The organism is Roseateles sp., from assembly GCF_046300915.1.
Classification (GTDB): Bacteria; Pseudomonadota; Gammaproteobacteria; order Burkholderiales; family Burkholderiaceae_C; genus Kinneretia.
Genome location: NZ_JBKCLH010000010.1, coordinates 1 through 17,573, shown reverse-complemented (window position 1 = coordinate 17,573; position 17,573 = coordinate 1). Strand labels below are relative to the sequence as shown.

Sequence of the window (17,573 nt, the reverse complement as noted above, 5' to 3'; positions counted from 1 at the left end):
CGCCACCTCAGCCGAGCGATCAGCCCTGGATCAGCCGCTTCAATGGGGCGGGCAAGGCATAGGCCGCCAGGTCTTCGCGGGCGACCCAACGCCCTTCGCCAGGCGGATTGCCGCTGACCGAGCTGGCACGGCGCGGGTGCAGCACCCAGTCAAGATGCGTCAGCGCATGTTCGATGCGTGGCATGAGCTCCAGCTCCGCACTCAGCGCCGCGGCCTGGGCCGATAGTGCGGCCTCGTCATCGAAAAGAGGCAGGGTCCAGAGCCCGGCCCAGACCCCGGTCTCGGGTCGCTGCTCCAGCCAGATGCGGCCCTCATGCTCCAGCCACAGCCACCAGTTCTCGCGCCGGCTGCGCTTGAGCTTGCGGGTCTTGATGGGATAGCGCGTGGGCTCGCCGCCGGCCCGGCCCCGGCAGAGCTCGCTCACCGGGCAGAGCAGGCATTGAGGGCTGCGCGCCGCGCAAAGGCTGGCGCCCAGGTCCATCAGGCCCTGGGTGTAGGCCGGCATATCGGCCTCGCGCGCGGGCAGCAGGGCCTGGGCATGGGCCCAGAGCTGCTTCTCGGCGGCGCTGCCGGCCAGATCGCCCTCGAAGGCCAGCAGGCGCGAGAGCACCCGCTTCACAGTGCCGTCCAGAATGGCCACGCGCTCGCCGAAGCAGAAAGAGGCGATGGCCGCCGCCGTGGAGCGGCCTATGCCCGGCAGCTCCTGCAGGGCGGCCGCGCTCGCCGGGAACTCGCCGCCATGCTGGGACGCCACCGCCTGGGCGCAGCGGTGCAGATTGCGCGCGCGGCTGTAGTAGCCCAGGCCCTGCCAGAGGGCCAGCACCTCGTCCAGCGGCGCGGCAGCCAGGGCCCGCACATCGGGGAATCGCTGCAGGAAGCGCTGGTAGTAGCCCAGCACGGTCGTGACCTGGGTCTGCTGCAGCATGATCTCGGACAGCCAGACGCGGTAGGGGTCGCGGGTGTTCTGCCAGGGCAGCTCGTGGCGGCCATGGCGGCGCTGCCAGGCCACGAGCAGGGTGGCGAACTCGCGCGGCAGTTCCACATCGGGCTTGATGGCCGGCGTCATTTCTTTTGGCAGCTGGGGCAGAAAAAAGTGGAGCGCTGGCCCTGCACGATGCGGCGTATGGGCGTGGCGCAGACGCGGCAGGGCTCGCCCTCGCGGCCATAGACCTGGGCCTGCATCTGGAAGCTGCCGGCCACGCCATGGGCATCGCGGAAGTCGCGCAAGGTGGTGCCACCCGCTTCAAGCGCGCGGCCCAGCACGCCGCGCACCGCCTGGGCCAGGCGTTCGCTGCGTGGGCCGCTCAGACGGTGGGCGGGCAGGCGCGGGTCGATGCCGGCCAGGAAGAGCGCCTCGCAGGCGTAGATATTGCCGGCCCCCACCACGATGTCGCCGGCCAGCAGGGCCTGCTTGATGGCCACGCGCCGGCCCGAGAGCCCGATCTTGAGGTACTCGCCATTGAAGCGCGGATCGAAGGGCTCCAGGCCCAGGCGCGCCAGCAGGGGCGCGGCCGGTGCCCGGTCCAGGCCGGCGGACCACAGCACGGCGCCGAAGCGCCGCGGGTCATGCAGGCGCAAGAGGCCGCGGTCGGTGCACAGGTCAAAGTGATCGTGCGGCCCGGGCGCCGAGTCGCGCGGCGTGAAGGCCAGGCTGCCGGACATGACCAGATGCATCAGCAGGCCGCCGTCCAGGCGCGTGTTGCGCAGCGGCAGCCAGAGGTATTTGCCGCGGCGCTGGACCGCGCCCACGCGGGCATCCTGCAGCTCGTCCGGGTCCAGACCCAGGGGCCAGCGCAGGGGCTTGCCCAGACGCACCTCCAGCACGCGGGCGCCCTCGATGGCGTCGGCAAAGCTGCGGCGGGTGACTTCGACTTCGGGCAATTCCGGCATGGCGGGGCGCATGATAAGCGCCGACCCAAGCCCCGGCGCGCCCCTGGGGCACTTCTAGAATCGAACACAATCCAGCCATACGGCGCCAGCATCATGGCGGACGCCGTCGATCCAGGAGCCCGCATGCCCAAACACACCCTGACCGCCCTGGCGATGAGCAGCCTGTTGTTGCTGCTCGGGCCGGCACAGGCCCAAGCCGCGACGCCGGCCAGCGCTCCAGCGGTTAAGAACTCCGATCTGGATGCCCCCTTGTTCTATCAGCTGCTGGTGGGCGAGATGGAGCTGCGTGCCGGCCAGCCCGGCGTGGCCTTCCAGGTGCTGCTGGATGCGGCGCGCCGCACCGGTGACAGCGAGCTCTATCGCCGTGTGGTCAATATCGCCCTGCAGGCCCGCGCCGGTGATCAGGCCCTGATCGCGGCCAAGGCCTGGCGCGAATCGGTCCCCAGTTCCATTGAAGCCCACCAGACCATTCTGCAGCTGCTGGCGGCCCTCAACCGCCCGGGCGAGGTGGCTGCGCCGCTGCAAAGCCTGTTGAACCTCACACCCGAGGCCCAGCGCAATGCGGTGCTGGCTTCCCTGCCCCGACTCTTCCAGCGCTCACCCGAGCCCGCCCGTGTCTACACCGCCCTGGCACCGGTGCTGGAAAGCGCCAGCCAGCAGGCCGCAACCCGCATGATGGCGCTTCTGGTGCAGGCCCGCATGGCCCTGAGCGCCGATCAGGCCGACAAGGCGCTGGTCCTCACGAACAGCGCGGCGCAGGACTTTCCCAATGCCGACGAAGTGGCCCTGATGGCCATGGATCTGATGCCGGAACGCCCGGCAGCTGAGGTCCTGATCAGTGCCCGGTTGCAGCGTCAGCCCGACAACCATGTGCTGCGCGTGGCCTATGGCCGCACTCTGGCGGGCATGCAGCGTACGGCAGATGCGGCGCGCGAGTTCCGTCTGGTCACGCAGGCCGCGCCGGACAGCGCCCCGGCCTGGTACGCCTTGGGTGCGCTGGAACTGGATCTGCGCCACCCCGAGGAGGCCGAGAAGGCCTTGCTGACCTATCTGTCCAAACTGGACAAGCTGCCGGCCGACGACGCCGAGACCCACAAGGACTCGCGCCAGCAGGCCTGGCTGCTGCTGGCGCAGGTCGCGGAAATGCGCGGCGATCTGCGCAGCGCCGAAGGCTGGCTGGCCAAGGTCGACGCGCCTCAGCGACTGATGGAGGTCAGCTACCGCCGTGCCTCGCTGATGGCCCGCCAGGGACAGCTGGCCAAGGGACGAGCCTTGCTGCAGGCCCTGCCCGCCGAGCGGGACGAGCAGGTTCGCGCCAAGCTCATGGCCGAGGCCCAGTTGCTGCGAGAAGTGCAGCAGTGGGAGGCCGCACTGGCGGTGCTGGAGCAGGCCGGCCAACGCTTTCCCGAAGACGCCAACATCGTCTACGAACAGGCCATGATGGCCGAGAAGCTGAACCGCCTGGAACAGATGGAGACCTTGCTGCGCAAGGTCATGGCGATCAAGCCCGACTACTACCACGCCTACAACGCCCTGGGCTACTCGCTGGCGGAGCGCAATCTGCGCCTGGAAGAGGCCAAGAGCCTGATCGCCAAGGCCCTGCAGTACGCGCCCAGCGAGCCCTTCATCGTGGACAGCCTGGGCTGGGTGGAGTTCCGTCTGGGCAATCACCAGGAGGCTCTGCGCCTGCTGCGCCAGGCCTATGCCTCGCGGCCCGATGCCGAGATCGCCGCCCATCTGGGTGAGGTGCTGTGGACCATGGGCGACCGCGAGGAAGCACTGCGCATCTGGAACGAGGGCGCCCGCCGCGATCCCAAGAACGAGGCCCTGCGCGAGACCCGTCAGCGCCTGAAGGCCCGATGAGCTGGCGCGCGGCAGCGGCCATCTGCCTGGCCGCTTTGCTCAGCGCCTGCGCCGGCCTGCAGCCCGAGACACACCCCCTGCCTGACGAAGCCGGCCTGCGACTGAGCGGACGGCTCTCGGTGCAGGTGCAAGGCCGGGGTGGTGACAGCGCCAGCTTCGAGCTGCTGGGTTCGGCCGCCGCCGGCCGACTGGAACTGAGCACGCCTTTGGGCAGCCTGGTGGCGCGTGCACGCTGGAGCCCGGGCGAGGTGCTGCTGCAGACCCCCGGCGAGGAGCGGCGCTATGAAGACCTCGACGCCCTGACCCGCGAGATGCTGGGCGAGTCCGTGCCTGTGGCAGCCCTGTTCGACTGGTTGCGCGGTCGGCCCTGGCCCGAGAGCCCCTCCGAACCCCTGCCCGAGCCCGCCCGCGGCTTTGCCCAGCTGGGCTGGCAGATCGATCTGTCCCGCTTTGACGAGGGCCTGCTGCTGGCCCGCCGTGCCGCCGAGCCCGTGGTGCAGTTGCGTGCCCGGCTCACCCCCTGACCCTGTTCCCATCTTCGATGCAAGCGCTCTACGACGTCCCGGCCCCGGCCAAGCTCAACCTCTTTTTGCATGTGGTGGGCAAGCGCTCCGATGGCTATCACCTGCTGCAGTCGATCTTTGCCCTGATCGACTGGGCCGACACCCTGCACTTCGAGCGCCGCAGCGACGGTCTGCTGCGCCGCCACGACGGACAGGATGCCGCCGCGGCCCTGCCCGAGGATGATCTCTGCGTGCGCGCCGCACGCCTGCTGCAGGCCGAGGCCGGCCGCAGCGATCTGGGCGTGGACATCCATCTGGAAAAGCGTCTGCCGGCCGGCGCGGGCATGGGCGGCGGCTCCTCGGATGCCGCATCCACCCTGCTGGCCCTGAATCGGCTCTGGAACCTGAACTGGCCGCGCTCGCGCCTGCTGACCCTGGGCCTGAAGCTGGGCGCCGATGTGCCCTTCTTCCTGGGCGGCGACAACGCCTTTGTCGAGGGCATCGGCGAGATCCTGCACCCCATCCATCTGCCCGAACAGGGCTACTTTGTTCTCAAACCGCCCACCAGCATCGCCACCAAGGAAATTTTTTCGAGCGAACTCTTGGCAAAGTCAAAATCTGTGGCTATAGTAGCGGGCTTTCCTGCACACAACAGCAGCGACGCAAACAAGCCGAAACGGCGAGTAAGCGAAGTGGCTGATGGGGCGGAGGGGATTGAAAGTTTTCTGGATGGCTTTGGTCGCAACGACCTGCAAAAGCCGGCCGAAACAATCTGCCCCGAAGTTCGACAAGGCCTGCTGTGGTTGGAAACTCGATTCGGCAACAGCCGCATGACGGGATCCGGCAGCGCAGTTTTCGCGAGAGTGGAAGCTGAGGCAGTGGACGGGAAATATGGCATGTCGCACCAATCCATGGCGACAGTTCCAGAGGGTTTGCCTTCTGGCTGGATTGGGAAAACATGTCGCAGTCTGAAGCAGCATCCTTTGAAAGAATGGGCCTCAGATTGATGCTAGAATACCGGTCGCTGCAGTTTCTGCAGTGTCCTGTGTAGGGGAGTCGCCAAGTTGGTTAAGGCATCGGATTTTGATTCCGACATGCGAGGGTTCGAGTCCTTCCTCCCCTGCCAAAAATTATGATGAAGCCCGCTCTGCGGGCTTTACTCATGATGGGTTCTGCAATGCAGAATTCCACCGTTCGTGAAATGTCTGCTCCGCGGGCATTGTTCGTGCTGAGGCCCGCCGTGCGGGCTTCTGGTTCTGAAAGACCGGGACACGCTGGTTGACCACGGGTCCTTCACAAAGGGATGGCCGCCGTGCTGCTCAACACCGTCCTCTTCACCGGCAACGCAAACCCGGTCCTCTCCCAAGAAATCGCCACCCATCTGGGCCTCGAGCTCGGCAAGGCCGTGGTCGGTCGTTTCTCCGATGGTGAAGTCACCGTCGAGATTCAGCAGAACGTGCGGGCTCGCGATGTGTTCGTGATCCAGCCCACCTGCGCACCGACCAACGAGAACCTGATGGAACTCCTGATCATGGTCGATGCGCTCAAGCGCGCCAGCGCGCGCCGCATCACCGCCGTGATCCCCTACTTCGGCTACGCCCGCCAGGACCGCCGTCCTCGCAGCACCCGTGTGCCGATCTCGGCCAAGGTGGTGGCCAATCTGCTGGAGACCGTGGGGGTCGAGCGCGTGCTGACCATGGATCTGCACGCTGACCAGATCCAGGGCTTCTTCGACATTCCCGTCGACAATATCTACGCCAGCCCGGTGCTGCTGTCGGATCTGAAGGCCCGCAACTACAACAATCTGGTGGTGGTGAGCCCCGATGTGGGTGGCGTGGTGCGCGCCCGCGCCCTGGCCAAGCAGCTGGGTTGCGACCTGGCCATCATCGACAAGCGCCGCCCGGCCGCCAACGTCTCCGAAGTGATGCACGTGATCGGCGAGATCGACGGCCGCAACTGCGTGATCATGGACGACATGATCGACACCGCCGGCACGCTGGTGAAGGCCGCCGAGGTGCTGAAGGACCGCGGTGCCAAGAGCGTGTTCGCCTATTGCACCCACCCCATTCTGTCGGGCCCGGCCATTGAGCGCATCGCCGGTTCGCACCTGGACGAGGTGGTGATCAGCAACACCATTCCGCTGTCTGCGGCCGCCAAGGCCTGCGGCAAGATCCGCCAGCTGTCCGTCGCCTTCCTGTTCGCGGAGACCATCCGCCGCATCTCGGACGGCGAATCGGTCACCTCGCTGTTCTCCGAGCAGAACAACAATTTCTAAGCATTCAGAAGGCTCGGTCGCAAGACCGGGCCTTTTGCTACGCACAAGGCCTTGCCTTGTGTCCGGAAGAGCCTGGTCGCGGGCCTTCCACCCCGGTACGCCATGGTGGCGCACCGGCAATTTTGGAGTTAGTTATGAAATTCACCGCTTTTGAGCGCAAGCTGCAGGGGACCGGAGCGAGCCGCCGCCTGCGTCTGTCGGGCAAGGTTCCCGGCATCGTCTTCGGCGCTGGCGAGCCCACCAACATCGAGCTGGACCACAACGCCCTGTTCCATGCCCTGAAGAAGGAAGCCTTCCACAGCACCATCCTCGAGATGGAACTGAACGGCAAGGTCGACCAGGTCCTGCTGCGCGATGTGCAGTACCACCCGTACAAGCCGCTAGTCCTGCACGTGGACTTCCAGCGCGTGGACGACACCACCAAGATCACCAAGAAGATCCCCCTGCACTTCAAGGGCGAAGCGGACTCCGTGGCCGTCAAGAACGACAAGTGCACCGTGGATCATGTGATCACCGAGCTGAACATCACCTGCCTGGCTCGCCAGCTGCCTGAGTTCATCGAAGTGGATCTGAGCGGTCTGACCCTGGGTCACTCCCTGCATGTCAACGACCTGACGCTGCCCGCCGGCGTCAAGGTCGTGGTGCACGGCAAGCCGAACCCGGCCGTCGCTACTGCTGTGGCCCCCAAGGCCGAGGAAATCGTCGTTGTCGCCGCCCCGGCCGCCGACGACAAGACGGGCAAGAAGGGCAAGAAGTAAGCCCTTTCGGTCCTCCCAGGACAAAAGCCCCGGGCGCCTCGGCAGCCGGGGCTTTTTTCATGTCCAGCCGTCTGCGCGTCCACCTCGGTCCCCAGGAATAATCTCGCCATGATTCGCTTGTTTGTCGGCCTGGGCAACCCAGGTCCTGAGTATGAGGACACCCGCCACAACGCGGGCTTCTGGTGGATAGACCTGCTGGCCCGCCGCCTGGGTGGCAGCCTGCAGGTGGAGCGCAGCTATCACGGCCTGGTGGCGCGCATCAACAACGCGCCCGGCGCCAGCGGCCCCATCTGGCTGCTGGAACCCATGACCTATATGAACCTCAGCGGCAAGTCGGTGGCCGCCCTGGCGCGCTTCTTCAAGATCGCGCCCGAGGAGATCCTGGCCGTGCACGACGAGCTGGATCTGTTGCCCGGCGAGATGAAGTTCAAGCAGGGCGGCGGCAATGGTGGCCACAACGGGCTGAAGGACATGCAGGCCCAGCTGGGCTCGGCCAATTTCTGGCGCCTGCGCCTGGGCATCGGCCACCCCGGCATCAAGTCCGAGGTGGCGGGCTATGTGCTGCGCAAACCTCCACAAGCCGAACGCGAGAAGATCGAGGACTGCATCGCCAAATCCCTGGAGACGGTCGAGCTGATGTTGAAAGGCGAGATGGAGCGAGCCATGATGAAGATTCATGCCAAGCCTCCCCGGCCCAAGCCGCCCAAACCGCCCCGCAGCGGCGGTCCAGAAGCGGCAGAGCCCGAGAGAGGTCTCGATCAACCCTAGGTCCGCTCGGAGGGCTTCGCCATGCGAGCCTCATCCCGAACTGCCCTGTGTCCGCGCCGCCTCTGGCGCAAGCGTCAAGCGCTTCTTGCGCTGCTGGCCGCCGGCCTCTGCAGCCTGAGTGCGGCGCAGACGCAGAGGCAAAGCACCACCCTCTGGCGTTGCGGCCCCGAGGGCCGCGAACTGCGCGATGCCCCTTGTCCCGAGGCCCTGCACAAGCCCGGCCAGCGCCTGGACTACGACGAGCCTATCGCCGCCCAGCGCAGCGAGGCCCGCAGGATGGCGGAGCGCGATGCGCGCCTGGCCCGGCAGCTGGAAAAGGAAAGGCGCGAACTCGAGACCCGGCCGCCCGGCAGCGTCGCCGCCATCCACGGGCGGGCCGGGCCCGCGGCGGTAGCGCCGGCCGCATCGAAGCCGGCAGCCCAGCCTGTCTTCAGCAGCAAGCCGCCCAAGACCCAGAAGCCGCGCACCACCAAGCCCAGGCCACCGGCCACGAATGCGGCCGCCGCCTCCGGCTAGAATCCGCCCCGTTGGTGCTCGCGCGCGTCTTCCGGACTCGCGCAGTTAAACGGGAATCAGGAGGGTGCGCGCCCACGGCGCAAGCCTAACCTGAGCTGTCCCCGCAACGGTAAGCGGATGAGATTGCCCCAGCGGCAGCCTCCAGCCTCTGCACAGCAGTCCACTGGCCCCTCGCAAGAGGGCTGGGAAGGACGCAGCAGGCCAGATCCGCCAGCCCGGATACCGGCCAACAGGTGAGGCCCCGCCAAGATGGGGCCTCGTTTCACAGGGGCCTGCGGGGAAGCTGGCGCCTGGTCAAACCGCTGATCCCTTCTCCTCATGAAGTCCCCTGCCCGGCGTCCCGCACGCCTGCCTCGCGCCATGCTGCGCGCGCTCCCGCTCGCCCTGACCGCCTCACTGGGCGCCAGCCTGAACGTCCAGGCCCAGGTCGCCCCCAACAAGCTGGACCAGGTCATGGTCACCGCCACCCGCTCCAAGCTCAGCCTGGACCGCGTGCTGGCCGACACCACGGTGCTGACCCGCGCCGACATCGAACGCCAGGGCTATGGCAATCTCGTGGACCTGCTCAGCCGCCAGGGCTGCTTCGAGATGGTCCGCAACGGCAACCCCGGTAGCTTGACCCAGCTCTATCTGCGCGGCGCCCATAACCAGCACACCCTGCTGCTGGTGGATGGCGTGCGCATGGACACGCAGAACGGCTCCGGCGGCGCCGCCTGGGAGGCCATTCCCCTGTCCCAGATCGAGCGCGTGGAAATCGTGCGCGGTGCGGCCTCCGGCGTCTACGGCTCGGATGCCGTGGCCGGCGTGATCCAGGTCTTCACCCGCCAGGGCGGCGACGGCGCCCAGCTGGAACTCGGCGGCGCCCTGGGCTCCCTGGGCCTGGGCAAGGGCGATATGCACCTCAGCGGCCGCCTGGGCGACTTTGATTACGCCCTGGGTGCGGCCCTGGAGCGCGCCAGCGGCTTCAACACCCGCCCGGTGCTCAATGACCCGCGCTACGAGCCCGATCGCGACGGCTGGAGCCAGGAGAGCTTCAATGGTCGCCTGGGCTGGCAGATCAATGCCCAGCACCGCCTCGAGGCCCTGCATACCCAGGCCGACAGCGATGCCGCCTACGACGCTATGGCCAAGCCAGCTCCCGGCGTGGATGACCGCAATCTGCACAAGACCCAGATCTCGCGCGCACTCTGGGCCGCGCAATGGGCCAAGACCCTCAGCACCGAGCTCAGCAGCGGCCAGTCCACCGAACGCTACGAAACGACCACCAACGGCCGCAGCACCTACCTCACGGAAACCAAGGTGCGTCAGCACTCTCTGGGCGCCAGCTGGCAATGGGCGGCAGGTCAGCAGCTCAATCTGTTGATGGAGCGCCGCGCAGACCAGCTCGTCAACTCCGGCCTGCGACCCGCCGTCGCCGGCCAGGGCAGCCGCGACCAGAAGGCCCTGGCCGCCAGCTACCTCTTCAGCCAAGGCCCTTGGGATGCGCAGCTGCATGTCCGCCGCGACGACGACAGCGACTTCGGTGGCGTCAACACCGGCACCCTGGCCGCGGGCTGGCGCCCGGCCACGGGCTGGCGCGTCTGGGCCAGCGCCGGCAGCGCCTTCCGCGCCCCGACGCTTTACCAGATCTTCAGCCAGTACGGCCCCAAGGACGGCGGCGCCGCCCTCAGGCCCGAGCATGGCCGCAACCGCGAGCTGGGTCTGAGCTATGAGCAGGGTGTGAACCGTGCCAGCCTCACCGTCTACAACAACCGCATCAAGGATCTGATCAGCTACGACGCCGGCTTCATCGGCCAATGCCCGGCCTATCCGGTCGTCGTGCCCAAGCCCGGCACCTGGGACGGCTGCTACGGCAATCTGGCCCGCGTGCAGCTGCGCGGCGTCAGCCTGCAAGGTGGCACCGAGCTGCTGGGCCTGCAATGGCAGGCGGGTCTGGACTGGCAGGACCCACGTGATCTGGCCACCGACAAGCGCCTGGGCCGGCGCGCCAAGCAACTGGCCAATCTGCGTGTGAGCAAGCAGGTTCAGGACTGGACCGGCGGCGTGCAGCTGCGCGGCGTGGGTTCGCGCTTTGACGACCATGCCAACACCCGTACCCTGGGCGGCTACGGCCTGCTGGACCTGGACCTGGGTTATCGCGTCAACTCGCAAGTGCGTCTGCAGCTCAACCTGGACAACGCCCTGGACAAGGTCTACCAGACCGCCAGCGGCTACGCCCAGGCCCCGCGCACCCTGATGTTGAGCGTGCGCCTCAACCCCAAGCTCTGAGCCTGGCCGAGCCCACAGCGATGACCGTGCCCCACCACCTCATCGTCGGCGGCCAGCGCAGCGGCAAGTCGCGCCAGGCCGAGCGCCTGGCGCTTGCCTGGCAGCGCAGCGGCGGCGAGGTCGCGGTGCTGGCCACGGCACTGGCCTTTGACGCGGAGATGCGCGAGCGCATCGCGCGTCACCAGGCCGACCGGCCGGCGGGCTTTGCCACCGTGGAGGCGCCGCTGCACCTGACGGCGGCCCTACAGGCGGCGGCCCGCCCCGGCCGCCTGCTGCTGGTGGACTGCCTGACGCTGTGGCTCACCAACTGGCTGATGCCCATGGAGGGCCAGCCCGATCTGGCCGCCTGGGCCACAGAGCGTGCGGCCCTGCTGCAGGCCCTGCCTGAGCTGCCCTCACCCGTGCTCTTCGTCTCCAACGAGGTGGGCTGGGGCGTGAGCCCCATGACGCGCGAGGCGCGCTTTTATGTGGACGAGCTGGGCCGGCTGAACCAGGCCGTGGCCCAGCGCTGTCAAAACCTGACCCTGATGGTGGCCGGCCAGGCCTGGACCCGCCCCGTGGAGAGGACGAGCGAATGAGGATACGAACGGCTCTTGCGGCGCTGTCGCTGCTGGCGCTGAGCGCGCTGGCATCGGCCGCGCCCATCGCCATCAAGGACGACCGCGGCGCCAGCGTCACCCTGCCCGATGTGCCCAAGCGCATCGTCAGCCTGCTGCCCTCGCTGACCGAGACGGTGTGTGAGCTGGGCGACTGCGCCCGGCTGGTGGGCGTGGACCGCTTTTCCGACTACCCGGCCAGCGTGCGCGCCCTGCCCAAGCTGGGCGGCCTGGACGACACCAGCGTCGAAGCCCTGGTGGCGCTCAAGCCCGATGTGGTGCTGCTGGGCGTCTCGGCTCGGGTGATTGACCGCCTGGAGGCCCTGGGCCTCAAGGTCATCGCCCTGGAGCCGCGCAGCATGGCCGATGTGCAGCGCGTGCTGGGCACGGTGGCCCAGGTGCTGGGCAAGCCCGATGACGCACGCCGCATCTGGAACCGCATCGACGGCGCCATCTCCCTGCAGGCCCAGCAGCTGCCGCCCGCGGCGCGCGCGCTGAGCGTCTACTACGAGGTCGATGCCGCGCCCTATGCCGCCGGCCGCGCCAGCTTCATCGGCGAGATCCTGGACCGCCTGGGCCCGCGCAATGTGGTGCCGGCAGAGCTTGGCCCCTTCCCCAAGCTCAACCCCGAGTTCGTGGTGCGCGCCGACCCCCAGCTCATCATGGTGGGCCAGCGCAGCGCCAACGGCCTGCCCACGCGACCGGGCTGGCACAACATCCGCGCGGTGCGCGACAAGAAGATCTGCGTCTGGGTGCCGGGCGAATCGGACGTGCTGGTGCGCCCCGGCCCCCGCATGGGCGAGGCCGCGGCCCTGATGGCGCGCTGCCTGCGCCAGGCCGCCACCGGCCCCGTGCCCTGGCCCACCACGCCCTTCAACGCCCCGCCCGGGGGCATGCGCTGATGAGCGGGCGTCAGCCCCTGTGGCTGCTGATGCTGCTGCTGGCCAGCGCCGCCCTGCTGGGCCTGGGCCTGGCCATAGGCAGCACCGGCTGGAGCCCCTGGCTGGGCGCATCGGCGGGCGATGCGGCCATGCAGCTCATCCTCTGGGACATCCGCGCCCCGCGCTCCCTGGGCGCCTGGCTGGCCGGCGCCCTGCTGGCCCTGGCCGGGGCCATTGCCCAGGGCCTGTTCCGCAACCCGCTGGCCGACCCCTATCTGCTGGGCTGCTCGGCCGGCGCCTCCCTGGGCGTGGCCCTGCTGCTCTTCTGCGTGGTGGGGCTCTCGCCCGCGGCCACGGCCCTGGCCCTGCGCGTGGGCATGACGGGCGCGGCCTTTGCCGGCGCCGTGGGCGCGGTGCTGCGGACCCTGCTGCTGGCCCGCGGCGTGGAGCAGACCCTGCGCCTGCTGCTGGCCGGCGTGATCGTGGGCGTGGTGCTGGGCTCGGGCTCGGCCCTGCTCACGCTGATGAACCCAGACATCCTGCGCGCCATGCAGGCCTTCATGCTGGGCAGCACCGGCTATGTGGGCTGGAGTGCGGTACAGATCATGGCCTGCACCCTGCTGCTGTGCCTGCTGCTGGCCCAGGGCTGTGCGCGCACCCTGGACGCCCTGAGCCTGGGCGAGGCCACGGCCCGCTCCCTGGGCGTGCGCCTGGCGGCGGTGCGTCTGCTGCTGATCGGTGCCCTGGCCCTGGCCACCGGCGCCGCCGTGGCGCAGTGTGGCCTGATCGCCTTCGTGGGCCTGGTGGCCCCGCATCTGGTGCGCAGCTGGGGCCCCTGCACCCACCGCGCCCTGCTGCTGCTCGCGCCCCTGGCCGGCGGCGTGCTGCTGCTGGCGGCCGATGTGCTGGCGCGCTGGGTGATCGCCCCGCAGGAGCTGCCGGTGGGCGTGGTCACGGCCCTGCTGGGCGGCAGCTATCTGCTGTGGCTGATGCACCGCCGCCCGCGCGGCCTGGGAGTGGCGCGATGAGCCCCGGCACACCGCGGCTGCAGCCGGCCCATCAGAGCCTGCGCCTGCACCAGCTCAAGCTGGGCGGCACGCCCATCCTGCATCCCCTGGACTTCGCCCCCGCACCCGCGGCCTGGACGGCCATCGTGGGACCCAACGGCGCCGGCAAGTCCACCCTGCTGCGCGCGCTGGCCGGCCTGTTGCCCTTCGAGGGCAGCCTGCAGCTGCAGGGCCGCGACTGGGCCGACTGGCCGGCCCGCGAGCGCGCCCGCCAGGTGGCCTGGCTGGGACAGAACGAAAGCGTGGCCGAGGAGCTCAGCGCCTACGAGGTGGTGATGCTGGGCCGTCTGCCCCACCAGGCCTGGCTGGCCCCGCCCAGCGCCGAGGACCGCGCGGCGGTGGAACAGGCCATGCGCCAGACCCAGAGCTGGGAATGGCGCGAGCGCGCCCTGGCCCGGCTCTCCGGCGGCGAGCGCCAGCGCGTGCTGCTGGCCCGCGCCCTGGCCGTGCAAGCCCCCCTGCTGCTGATGGACGAGCCCCTGGCCCATCTGGACCCGCCGCACCAGAGCGACTGGGTGCAGATCGTGCGCGAGCGCGTGGCCGCAGGCGCCGCCGTGGTCTCGGTGCTGCATGAACTCAATATCGCCCTGCAGGCCCAGCAGCTGGTGGTGATGGACGGCGGCCGCATCCTGCACCGCGGCGCGCCCCACGACAGCGCCACCCATGCCGCGCTGCAGCAGGTCTTCCAGCAGCGCCTGCAGATCCTGCAGGTGGGCGCACGCTGGATCGCACTCAACACCTGACCCCACTTCATGACAAGCTGCCCCGCCCTGATGATCAGCGCCCCGGCCTCCGGCCAGGGCAAGACCAGCGTCACCGCTGCCATCGCCCGCCATGCGCGCAACGCAGGCAAGAAGGTGCGCGTCTTCAAGACCGGCCCCGACTATCTGGACCCCATGATCCTGGAGCGCGCCAGCGGCCATCCGGTCTACCAGCTGGACCTCTTCATGGGCGGGCTGGCACATTGCCGCGCCCTGCTGCTGGAGGCCGCCGGCCAGGCCGACCTGATCCTGGTCGAGGGCGTGATGGGCCTGTACGACGGCGCGCCCAGCAGCGCCGACCTGGCCGAGGCCTTCAATCTGCCGGTGCTGGCCGTCATCGACGCCGGTGGCATGGCCCAGACCTTTGCCGCCCTGGCCCTGGGCCTGCAGCGCTACCGCGAAGGCCGCATCCGCCTGTGTGGCGTGGTCGCCAACCGCGTGGGCAGCGAGAGCCATGGGCGCATGGTGGCCGAGGGCCTGCCCGCCGACCTGCCCCTGGTGGCCGCCCTGCAGCGCCGGCAAGACCTGGCCCTGCCCGAGCGCCACCTGGGCCTGGTCCAGGCCCGCGAGCTGCCGGGGCTGGACGCCCAGCTGGACGAATGGGCCCGCGCCTGGGCCGCGGCCTCGGCCGGCTTCGAGTTCGCGCCGGTGGACTTCGCGGCCGCAGGCTTCGCGCCCGAGCCGGCGCCGGCTCCGCTGCTGGCGGGCAAGCGCATCGCCGTGGCGCAAGACAGTGCCTTCTCCTTCATCTACCCGGCCAATCTGGACTGCCTGCGCCGCCTGGGCGCCGAGGTTCTCCTGTTCGCGCCGGCCGAGGGCGAGCACCTGCCCGATTGCGATGCGCTCTGGCTGCCCGGCGGCTACCCCGAGCTGCATGCCCAGGCCCTGCGCGCCAACAAGGCCTTCTTCAGCGGCCTGCGCGCGCACCTGGCCGCCAACAAGCCCCTGCTGGCCGAATGCGGTGGCATGCTGGCCCTGGCCGTGAGCCTGACGGACGCCCAGGGCCAAGAGCACGCCATGGCCGGCCTGCTGCCCGGCCAGGCCCGCCGGGAGCCGCGCCTGGCCGCCCTGGGCCTGCAGGCCATCGCCTGGCCCGAGGGTGAGCTGCGCGGCCACACCTTTCACTACTCCAGCTTCGAGACGCCGCTGCCGCCCATCGCCCGCGCCAGCAATCCCAATGGCGGCAAGGCGGCCGAGGCGCTCTACCAGCAGGGCTCGCTGCGCGCGAGCTATGTGCACCACTACTTCCCTTCCAACCCCGAGGCCATCGCCGCTTTCTTTGCCGGCTGATCACGCCCACCCAAGCGCTCACAGCGCCAAGCCATGCAGATTGAAAAACCCCCGGTCGACCGCGAACGCATCATCCCCACCGCCGAACGACGCGGCCTGATCCTGGTCCACACCGGCGACGGCAAGGGCAAGAGCACGGCCGCCTTCGGCCTGGCCCTGCGCGCCCATGGCCGCGGCAAGGCGGTCAAGATCTACCAGTTCATGAAGGTGCCCAGCGCGCGCTTCGGCGAGCACCGCCTCTTCGAGCAGCTGGGCGTGCCCATCGAGGGCCTGGGCGACGGCTTCAGCTGGAAGAGCAAGGACCTGGAGCACAGCGCCCAGCTGGCACGCGACGGCTGGGCGCGCGCCGCCGCAACCATCGCCGCGGGCGAGCATTTCCTGGTGGTGCTGGACGAGATCATGTACCCCCTGCGCTACGGCTGGCTGCCGCTGGAGCCGGTGCTGCAAGCCTTGCGCGAGCGCCCCGCCCATGTGCATGTGGTGCTCACCGGCCGCGGCGCGCCGCAAGAGCTGATCGACCTGGCCGACACCGTGACCGAGATGACGCTGATCAAGCACCATTTCAAGGCCGGTGTGCCGGCTCAGCGCGGCATCGAAGACTGATGAGCCTGATGCCCCTGCTCCTGCCCCTGGCCATGCTGATCGCGCTGCTGGTGGACCGGCTCTTCGGCGAGCCGCCCGCGCGCCTGCATCCGGTAGTGGGCATGGGGCAGTACCTGGGCTTCTTCGGCCCGCGCCTCACGGCCCTGCGGCCGGGGCCGGCCTTTGTCGGCGGAGCCCTGGCCTGGCTGCTGGGTGCCCTGCTCAGCGCCGCCCTGGCCCTGAGCCTGGAGATGCTGCTGATGCAGGCCCTGCGGCCCTGGGCCAGCCTGCCGGGCCTGCTGCTCTGCGCCCTGGCGCTCGGCCTGCTGCTCAAGCCCCTCCTGGCCTGGCGCATGCTGGCCGAGGAGGTGCAGGCCGTGGAAGCGGCACTGCAAGAGTCGCTGGAGGCCGGCCGCGCCCGCCTGGCCCGCCTGGTGAGCCGCGATACCCGGGCGCTGAGCGCGGCCGAGGTGCGCGAGGCCGCCATCGAGACCCTGGCCGAGAACCTCAATGACTCGGTGGTGGCGCCGCTGTTCTGGTTCGCCCTGGCCGGCCTGCCGGGCGCCGCGCTCTACCGCTTCGCCAACACCGCCGACGCCATGTGGGGCTACCGCGATCAGCGCGAGTGGTCCGGCAAGTTCGCGGCCCGGGCCGACGATGTGCTGTCCTGGCTGCCGGCCCGGCTCACCGGCCTGCTGATGATTCCGCTGTGGCAGTTGCCGCGCCTGCTGCGCGAGGCGGTGCGCACGCCCTCGCCCAATAGTGGCTGGCCCATGGCGGCCATGGCCCTGGACCTGGGGCTGAGCCTGGGCAAGCCCGGCGTCTACCGTCTCAATGCCGAGGGCGTGGCGCCCGAGTCCGCGCATATGGCCCTGGCCCTGCGGCGCGCCCGCCTCGCCCTGTGGCGCGGCAGCGGCCTGCTGGTGCTGCTGGCCCTGGGCTGGCGCCTCTGAAGACGCCATCGCGATGACCGGACCCACACCTCACATCCCGCTGCTGCCCGTGCACGGCGGGCCCGACGGCGGCCCGCCCATCACGCACGACTTCTCCACCAATGCCAACCCGCTGGGGCCGCCCCTGGGCCTGATCCGCGCGGTGCAGGCCGCTGACCGCAGCCGCTACCCCGACCCGCAATACCTGACCCTGCGCGCACAGCTGGCCGCGGGCGAGGGCCTGAGCGCGCCGGAGCAGGTGCTGGTGGCCAGCGGCGGAGCCGAGGCCATACGCAGGCTGACCCTGGCGGCCCTGCTGGCGCGTGACTGCCGCGAGGTCTGGGTGCCTTGCCCGGGCTTTGGCGACTACGCCCTGGCCGCCCAGGCCCTGGACCTGCGGGTGCGGCCCTACGGCCCCGATGAGCTGCCGCGCCCCAGGGGCCCGGCCCTGGTCTGGGCCTGCGAGCCCTGCAACCCGACGGGCGGCAGCATGGGCAGCGCCGCCCTGCAGGCCCTGGTCGAGCTGCCCGGCGTGACCCTGGTGGTGGACCGCGCCTACGAGACCCTGCGCCTGGACGGCGAGGCGCCGCCCCTCCCGGCCCAGGGCCTTGTTGGGGCAGACC

The 17,573-nt window shown here is 69.6% G+C and carries 18 protein-coding genes, 1 tRNA gene and 1 riboswitch; of the genes, 17 read left to right on the top strand and 2 right to left on the bottom strand.

What is annotated here, in order from left to right; genetic code table 11:
• Positions 1-19: 19 nt before the first annotated feature.
• Complete coding sequence (mutY, locus tag ACK5F2_RS00655) at positions 20-1,066, bottom strand: A/G-specific adenine glycosylase (RefSeq protein WP_409862052.1); 1,047 nt, start codon at positions 1,064-1,066, stop codon at positions 20-22.
• The gene (mutM, locus tag ACK5F2_RS00650; protein ID WP_409862050.1) at positions 1,063-1,890 is read right to left on the bottom strand and encodes a bifunctional DNA-formamidopyrimidine glycosylase/DNA-(apurinic or apyrimidinic site) lyase; all 828 of its coding nucleotides are present in this window, start codon (positions 1,888-1,890) and stop codon (positions 1,063-1,065) included. Before mutM ends, mutY begins: the two co-directional genes overlap by 4 nt.
• A gap of 123 nt (positions 1,891-2,013) precedes the next feature.
• Between mutM and ACK5F2_RS00645 the strand changes: the two genes are divergently transcribed.
• From ACK5F2_RS00645 to ACK5F2_RS00565, 17 genes are all read left to right on the top strand, one after another.
• A complete protein-coding gene (locus ACK5F2_RS00645; RefSeq protein ID WP_409862049.1) occupies positions 2,014-3,753 on the top strand; it encodes a tetratricopeptide repeat protein in 1,740 nt (579 codons plus the stop codon).
• Positions 3,750-4,277, top strand: coding sequence for an outer membrane lipoprotein LolB (locus ACK5F2_RS00640; RefSeq protein WP_409862048.1), 528 nt, complete (start codon positions 3,750-3,752; stop codon positions 4,275-4,277). Before ACK5F2_RS00645 ends, ACK5F2_RS00640 begins: the two co-directional genes overlap by 4 nt.
• A gap of 17 nt (positions 4,278-4,294) precedes the next feature.
• Positions 4,295-5,263, top strand: coding sequence for a 4-(cytidine 5'-diphospho)-2-C-methyl-D-erythritol kinase (gene ispE / locus ACK5F2_RS00635; RefSeq protein WP_409862047.1), 969 nt, complete (start codon positions 4,295-4,297; stop codon positions 5,261-5,263).
• A 42-nt stretch (positions 5,264-5,305) separates the two neighbouring features.
• A tRNA-Gln gene (locus tag ACK5F2_RS00630) sits at positions 5,306-5,382 on the top strand.
• Between the two features lie 186 nt (positions 5,383-5,568).
• The gene (locus ACK5F2_RS00625) at positions 5,569-6,531 is read left to right on the top strand and encodes a ribose-phosphate pyrophosphokinase (RefSeq protein ID WP_290296197.1); all 963 of its coding nucleotides are present in this window, start codon (positions 5,569-5,571) and stop codon (positions 6,529-6,531) included.
• A gap of 134 nt (positions 6,532-6,665) precedes the next feature.
• Positions 6,666-7,289: a 50S ribosomal protein L25/general stress protein Ctc gene (locus tag ACK5F2_RS00620; RefSeq protein ID WP_409862046.1), complete on the top strand. Its 624-nt coding sequence runs from the start codon at positions 6,666-6,668 to the stop codon at positions 7,287-7,289.
• Between the two features lie 108 nt (positions 7,290-7,397).
• Positions 7,398-8,057, top strand: coding sequence for an aminoacyl-tRNA hydrolase (pth, locus tag ACK5F2_RS00615; RefSeq protein ID WP_409862045.1), 660 nt, complete (start codon positions 7,398-7,400; stop codon positions 8,055-8,057).
• A 21-nt stretch (positions 8,058-8,078) separates the two neighbouring features.
• A complete protein-coding gene (locus ACK5F2_RS00610; RefSeq protein ID WP_409862043.1) occupies positions 8,079-8,573 on the top strand; it encodes a hypothetical protein in 495 nt (164 codons plus the stop codon).
• Positions 8,569-8,819: riboswitch (cobalamin riboswitch) on the top strand. Its footprint overlaps the gene before it by 5 nt.
• A 72-nt stretch (positions 8,820-8,891) precedes the next feature.
• A complete protein-coding gene (locus tag ACK5F2_RS00605) occupies positions 8,892-10,841 on the top strand; it encodes a TonB-dependent receptor domain-containing protein (RefSeq protein WP_409862041.1) in 1,950 nt (649 codons plus the stop codon).
• A 20-nt stretch (positions 10,842-10,861) separates the two neighbouring features.
• Complete coding sequence (gene cobU, locus ACK5F2_RS00600) at positions 10,862-11,419, top strand: bifunctional adenosylcobinamide kinase/adenosylcobinamide-phosphate guanylyltransferase (RefSeq protein WP_409862040.1); 558 nt, start codon at positions 10,862-10,864, stop codon at positions 11,417-11,419.
• On the top strand, positions 11,416-12,339 hold the full coding sequence (locus ACK5F2_RS00595; RefSeq protein ID WP_409862039.1) for an ABC transporter substrate-binding protein: 924 nt from the start codon (positions 11,416-11,418) through the stop codon (positions 12,337-12,339). The genes cobU and ACK5F2_RS00595 overlap by 4 nt, the downstream gene beginning before the upstream one ends.
• Positions 12,339-13,346: a FecCD family ABC transporter permease gene (locus ACK5F2_RS00590; RefSeq protein ID WP_409862038.1), complete on the top strand. Its 1,008-nt coding sequence runs from the start codon at positions 12,339-12,341 to the stop codon at positions 13,344-13,346. The genes ACK5F2_RS00595 and ACK5F2_RS00590 overlap by 1 nt, the downstream gene beginning before the upstream one ends.
• Positions 13,343-14,128 (top strand): ABC transporter ATP-binding protein, encoded by a 786-nt coding sequence (locus tag ACK5F2_RS00585; RefSeq protein WP_409862037.1) that lies wholly within the window; start codon positions 13,343-13,345, stop codon positions 14,126-14,128. The genes ACK5F2_RS00590 and ACK5F2_RS00585 overlap by 4 nt, the downstream gene beginning before the upstream one ends.
• A 9-nt stretch (positions 14,129-14,137) precedes the next feature.
• On the top strand, positions 14,138-15,436 hold the full coding sequence (locus ACK5F2_RS00580; protein ID WP_409862035.1) for a cobyrinate a,c-diamide synthase: 1,299 nt from the start codon (positions 14,138-14,140) through the stop codon (positions 15,434-15,436).
• A 33-nt stretch (positions 15,437-15,469) separates the two neighbouring features.
• Positions 15,470-16,039, top strand: coding sequence for a cob(I)yrinic acid a,c-diamide adenosyltransferase (gene cobO / locus ACK5F2_RS00575; protein WP_409862033.1), 570 nt, complete (start codon positions 15,470-15,472; stop codon positions 16,037-16,039).
• An 8-nt stretch (positions 16,040-16,047) separates the two neighbouring features.
• Positions 16,048-16,971: an adenosylcobinamide-phosphate synthase CbiB gene (gene cbiB / locus ACK5F2_RS00570; RefSeq protein WP_409862101.1), complete on the top strand. Its 924-nt coding sequence runs from the start codon at positions 16,048-16,050 to the stop codon at positions 16,969-16,971.
• Between the two features lie 13 nt (positions 16,972-16,984).
• The coding region (locus tag ACK5F2_RS00565; protein WP_409862032.1) for an aminotransferase class I/II-fold pyridoxal phosphate-dependent enzyme at positions 16,985-17,573 on the top strand (589 nt) is incomplete at its 3' end.

Bases quoted from the DNA above. Each gene is read 5' to 3' on its own strand.
- ACK5F2_RS00590 (WP_409862038.1), top strand. From the start codon at position 12,339: ATGAGCGGGCGTCAGCCCCTGTGGCTGCTGATGCTGCTGCTGGCCAGC.
- ACK5F2_RS00610 (WP_409862043.1), top strand. From the start codon at position 8,079: ATGCGAGCCTCATCCCGAACTGCCCTGTGTCCGCGCCGCCTCTGGCGC.
- ACK5F2_RS00645 (WP_409862049.1), top strand. From the start codon at position 2,014: ATGCCCAAACACACCCTGACCGCCCTGGCGATGAGCAGCCTGTTGTTG.
- ACK5F2_RS00640 (WP_409862048.1), top strand. From the start codon at position 3,750: ATGAGCTGGCGCGCGGCAGCGGCCATCTGCCTGGCCGCTTTGCTCAGC.
- mutM (WP_409862050.1), bottom strand. From the start codon at position 1,890: ATGCCGGAATTGCCCGAAGTCGAAGTCACCCGCCGCAGCTTTGCCGAC.
- ACK5F2_RS00595 (WP_409862039.1), top strand. From the start codon at position 11,416: ATGAGGATACGAACGGCTCTTGCGGCGCTGTCGCTGCTGGCGCTGAGC.
- cobU (WP_409862040.1), top strand. From the start codon at position 10,862: ATGACCGTGCCCCACCACCTCATCGTCGGCGGCCAGCGCAGCGGCAAG.
- mutY (WP_409862052.1), bottom strand. From the start codon at position 1,066: ATGACGCCGGCCATCAAGCCCGATGTGGAACTGCCGCGCGAGTTCGCC.
- ispE (WP_409862047.1), top strand. From the start codon at position 4,295: ATGCAAGCGCTCTACGACGTCCCGGCCCCGGCCAAGCTCAACCTCTTT.
- cobO (WP_409862033.1), top strand. From the start codon at position 15,470: ATGCAGATTGAAAAACCCCCGGTCGACCGCGAACGCATCATCCCCACC.
- ACK5F2_RS00620 (WP_409862046.1), top strand. From the start codon at position 6,666: ATGAAATTCACCGCTTTTGAGCGCAAGCTGCAGGGGACCGGAGCGAGC.
- ACK5F2_RS00605 (WP_409862041.1), top strand. From the start codon at position 8,892: ATGAAGTCCCCTGCCCGGCGTCCCGCACGCCTGCCTCGCGCCATGCTG.
- ACK5F2_RS00585 (WP_409862037.1), top strand. From the start codon at position 13,343: ATGAGCCCCGGCACACCGCGGCTGCAGCCGGCCCATCAGAGCCTGCGC.
- cbiB (WP_409862101.1), top strand. From the start codon at position 16,048: ATGCCCCTGCTCCTGCCCCTGGCCATGCTGATCGCGCTGCTGGTGGAC.
- ACK5F2_RS00580 (WP_409862035.1), top strand. From the start codon at position 14,138: ATGACAAGCTGCCCCGCCCTGATGATCAGCGCCCCGGCCTCCGGCCAG.
- pth (WP_409862045.1), top strand. From the start codon at position 7,398: ATGATTCGCTTGTTTGTCGGCCTGGGCAACCCAGGTCCTGAGTATGAG.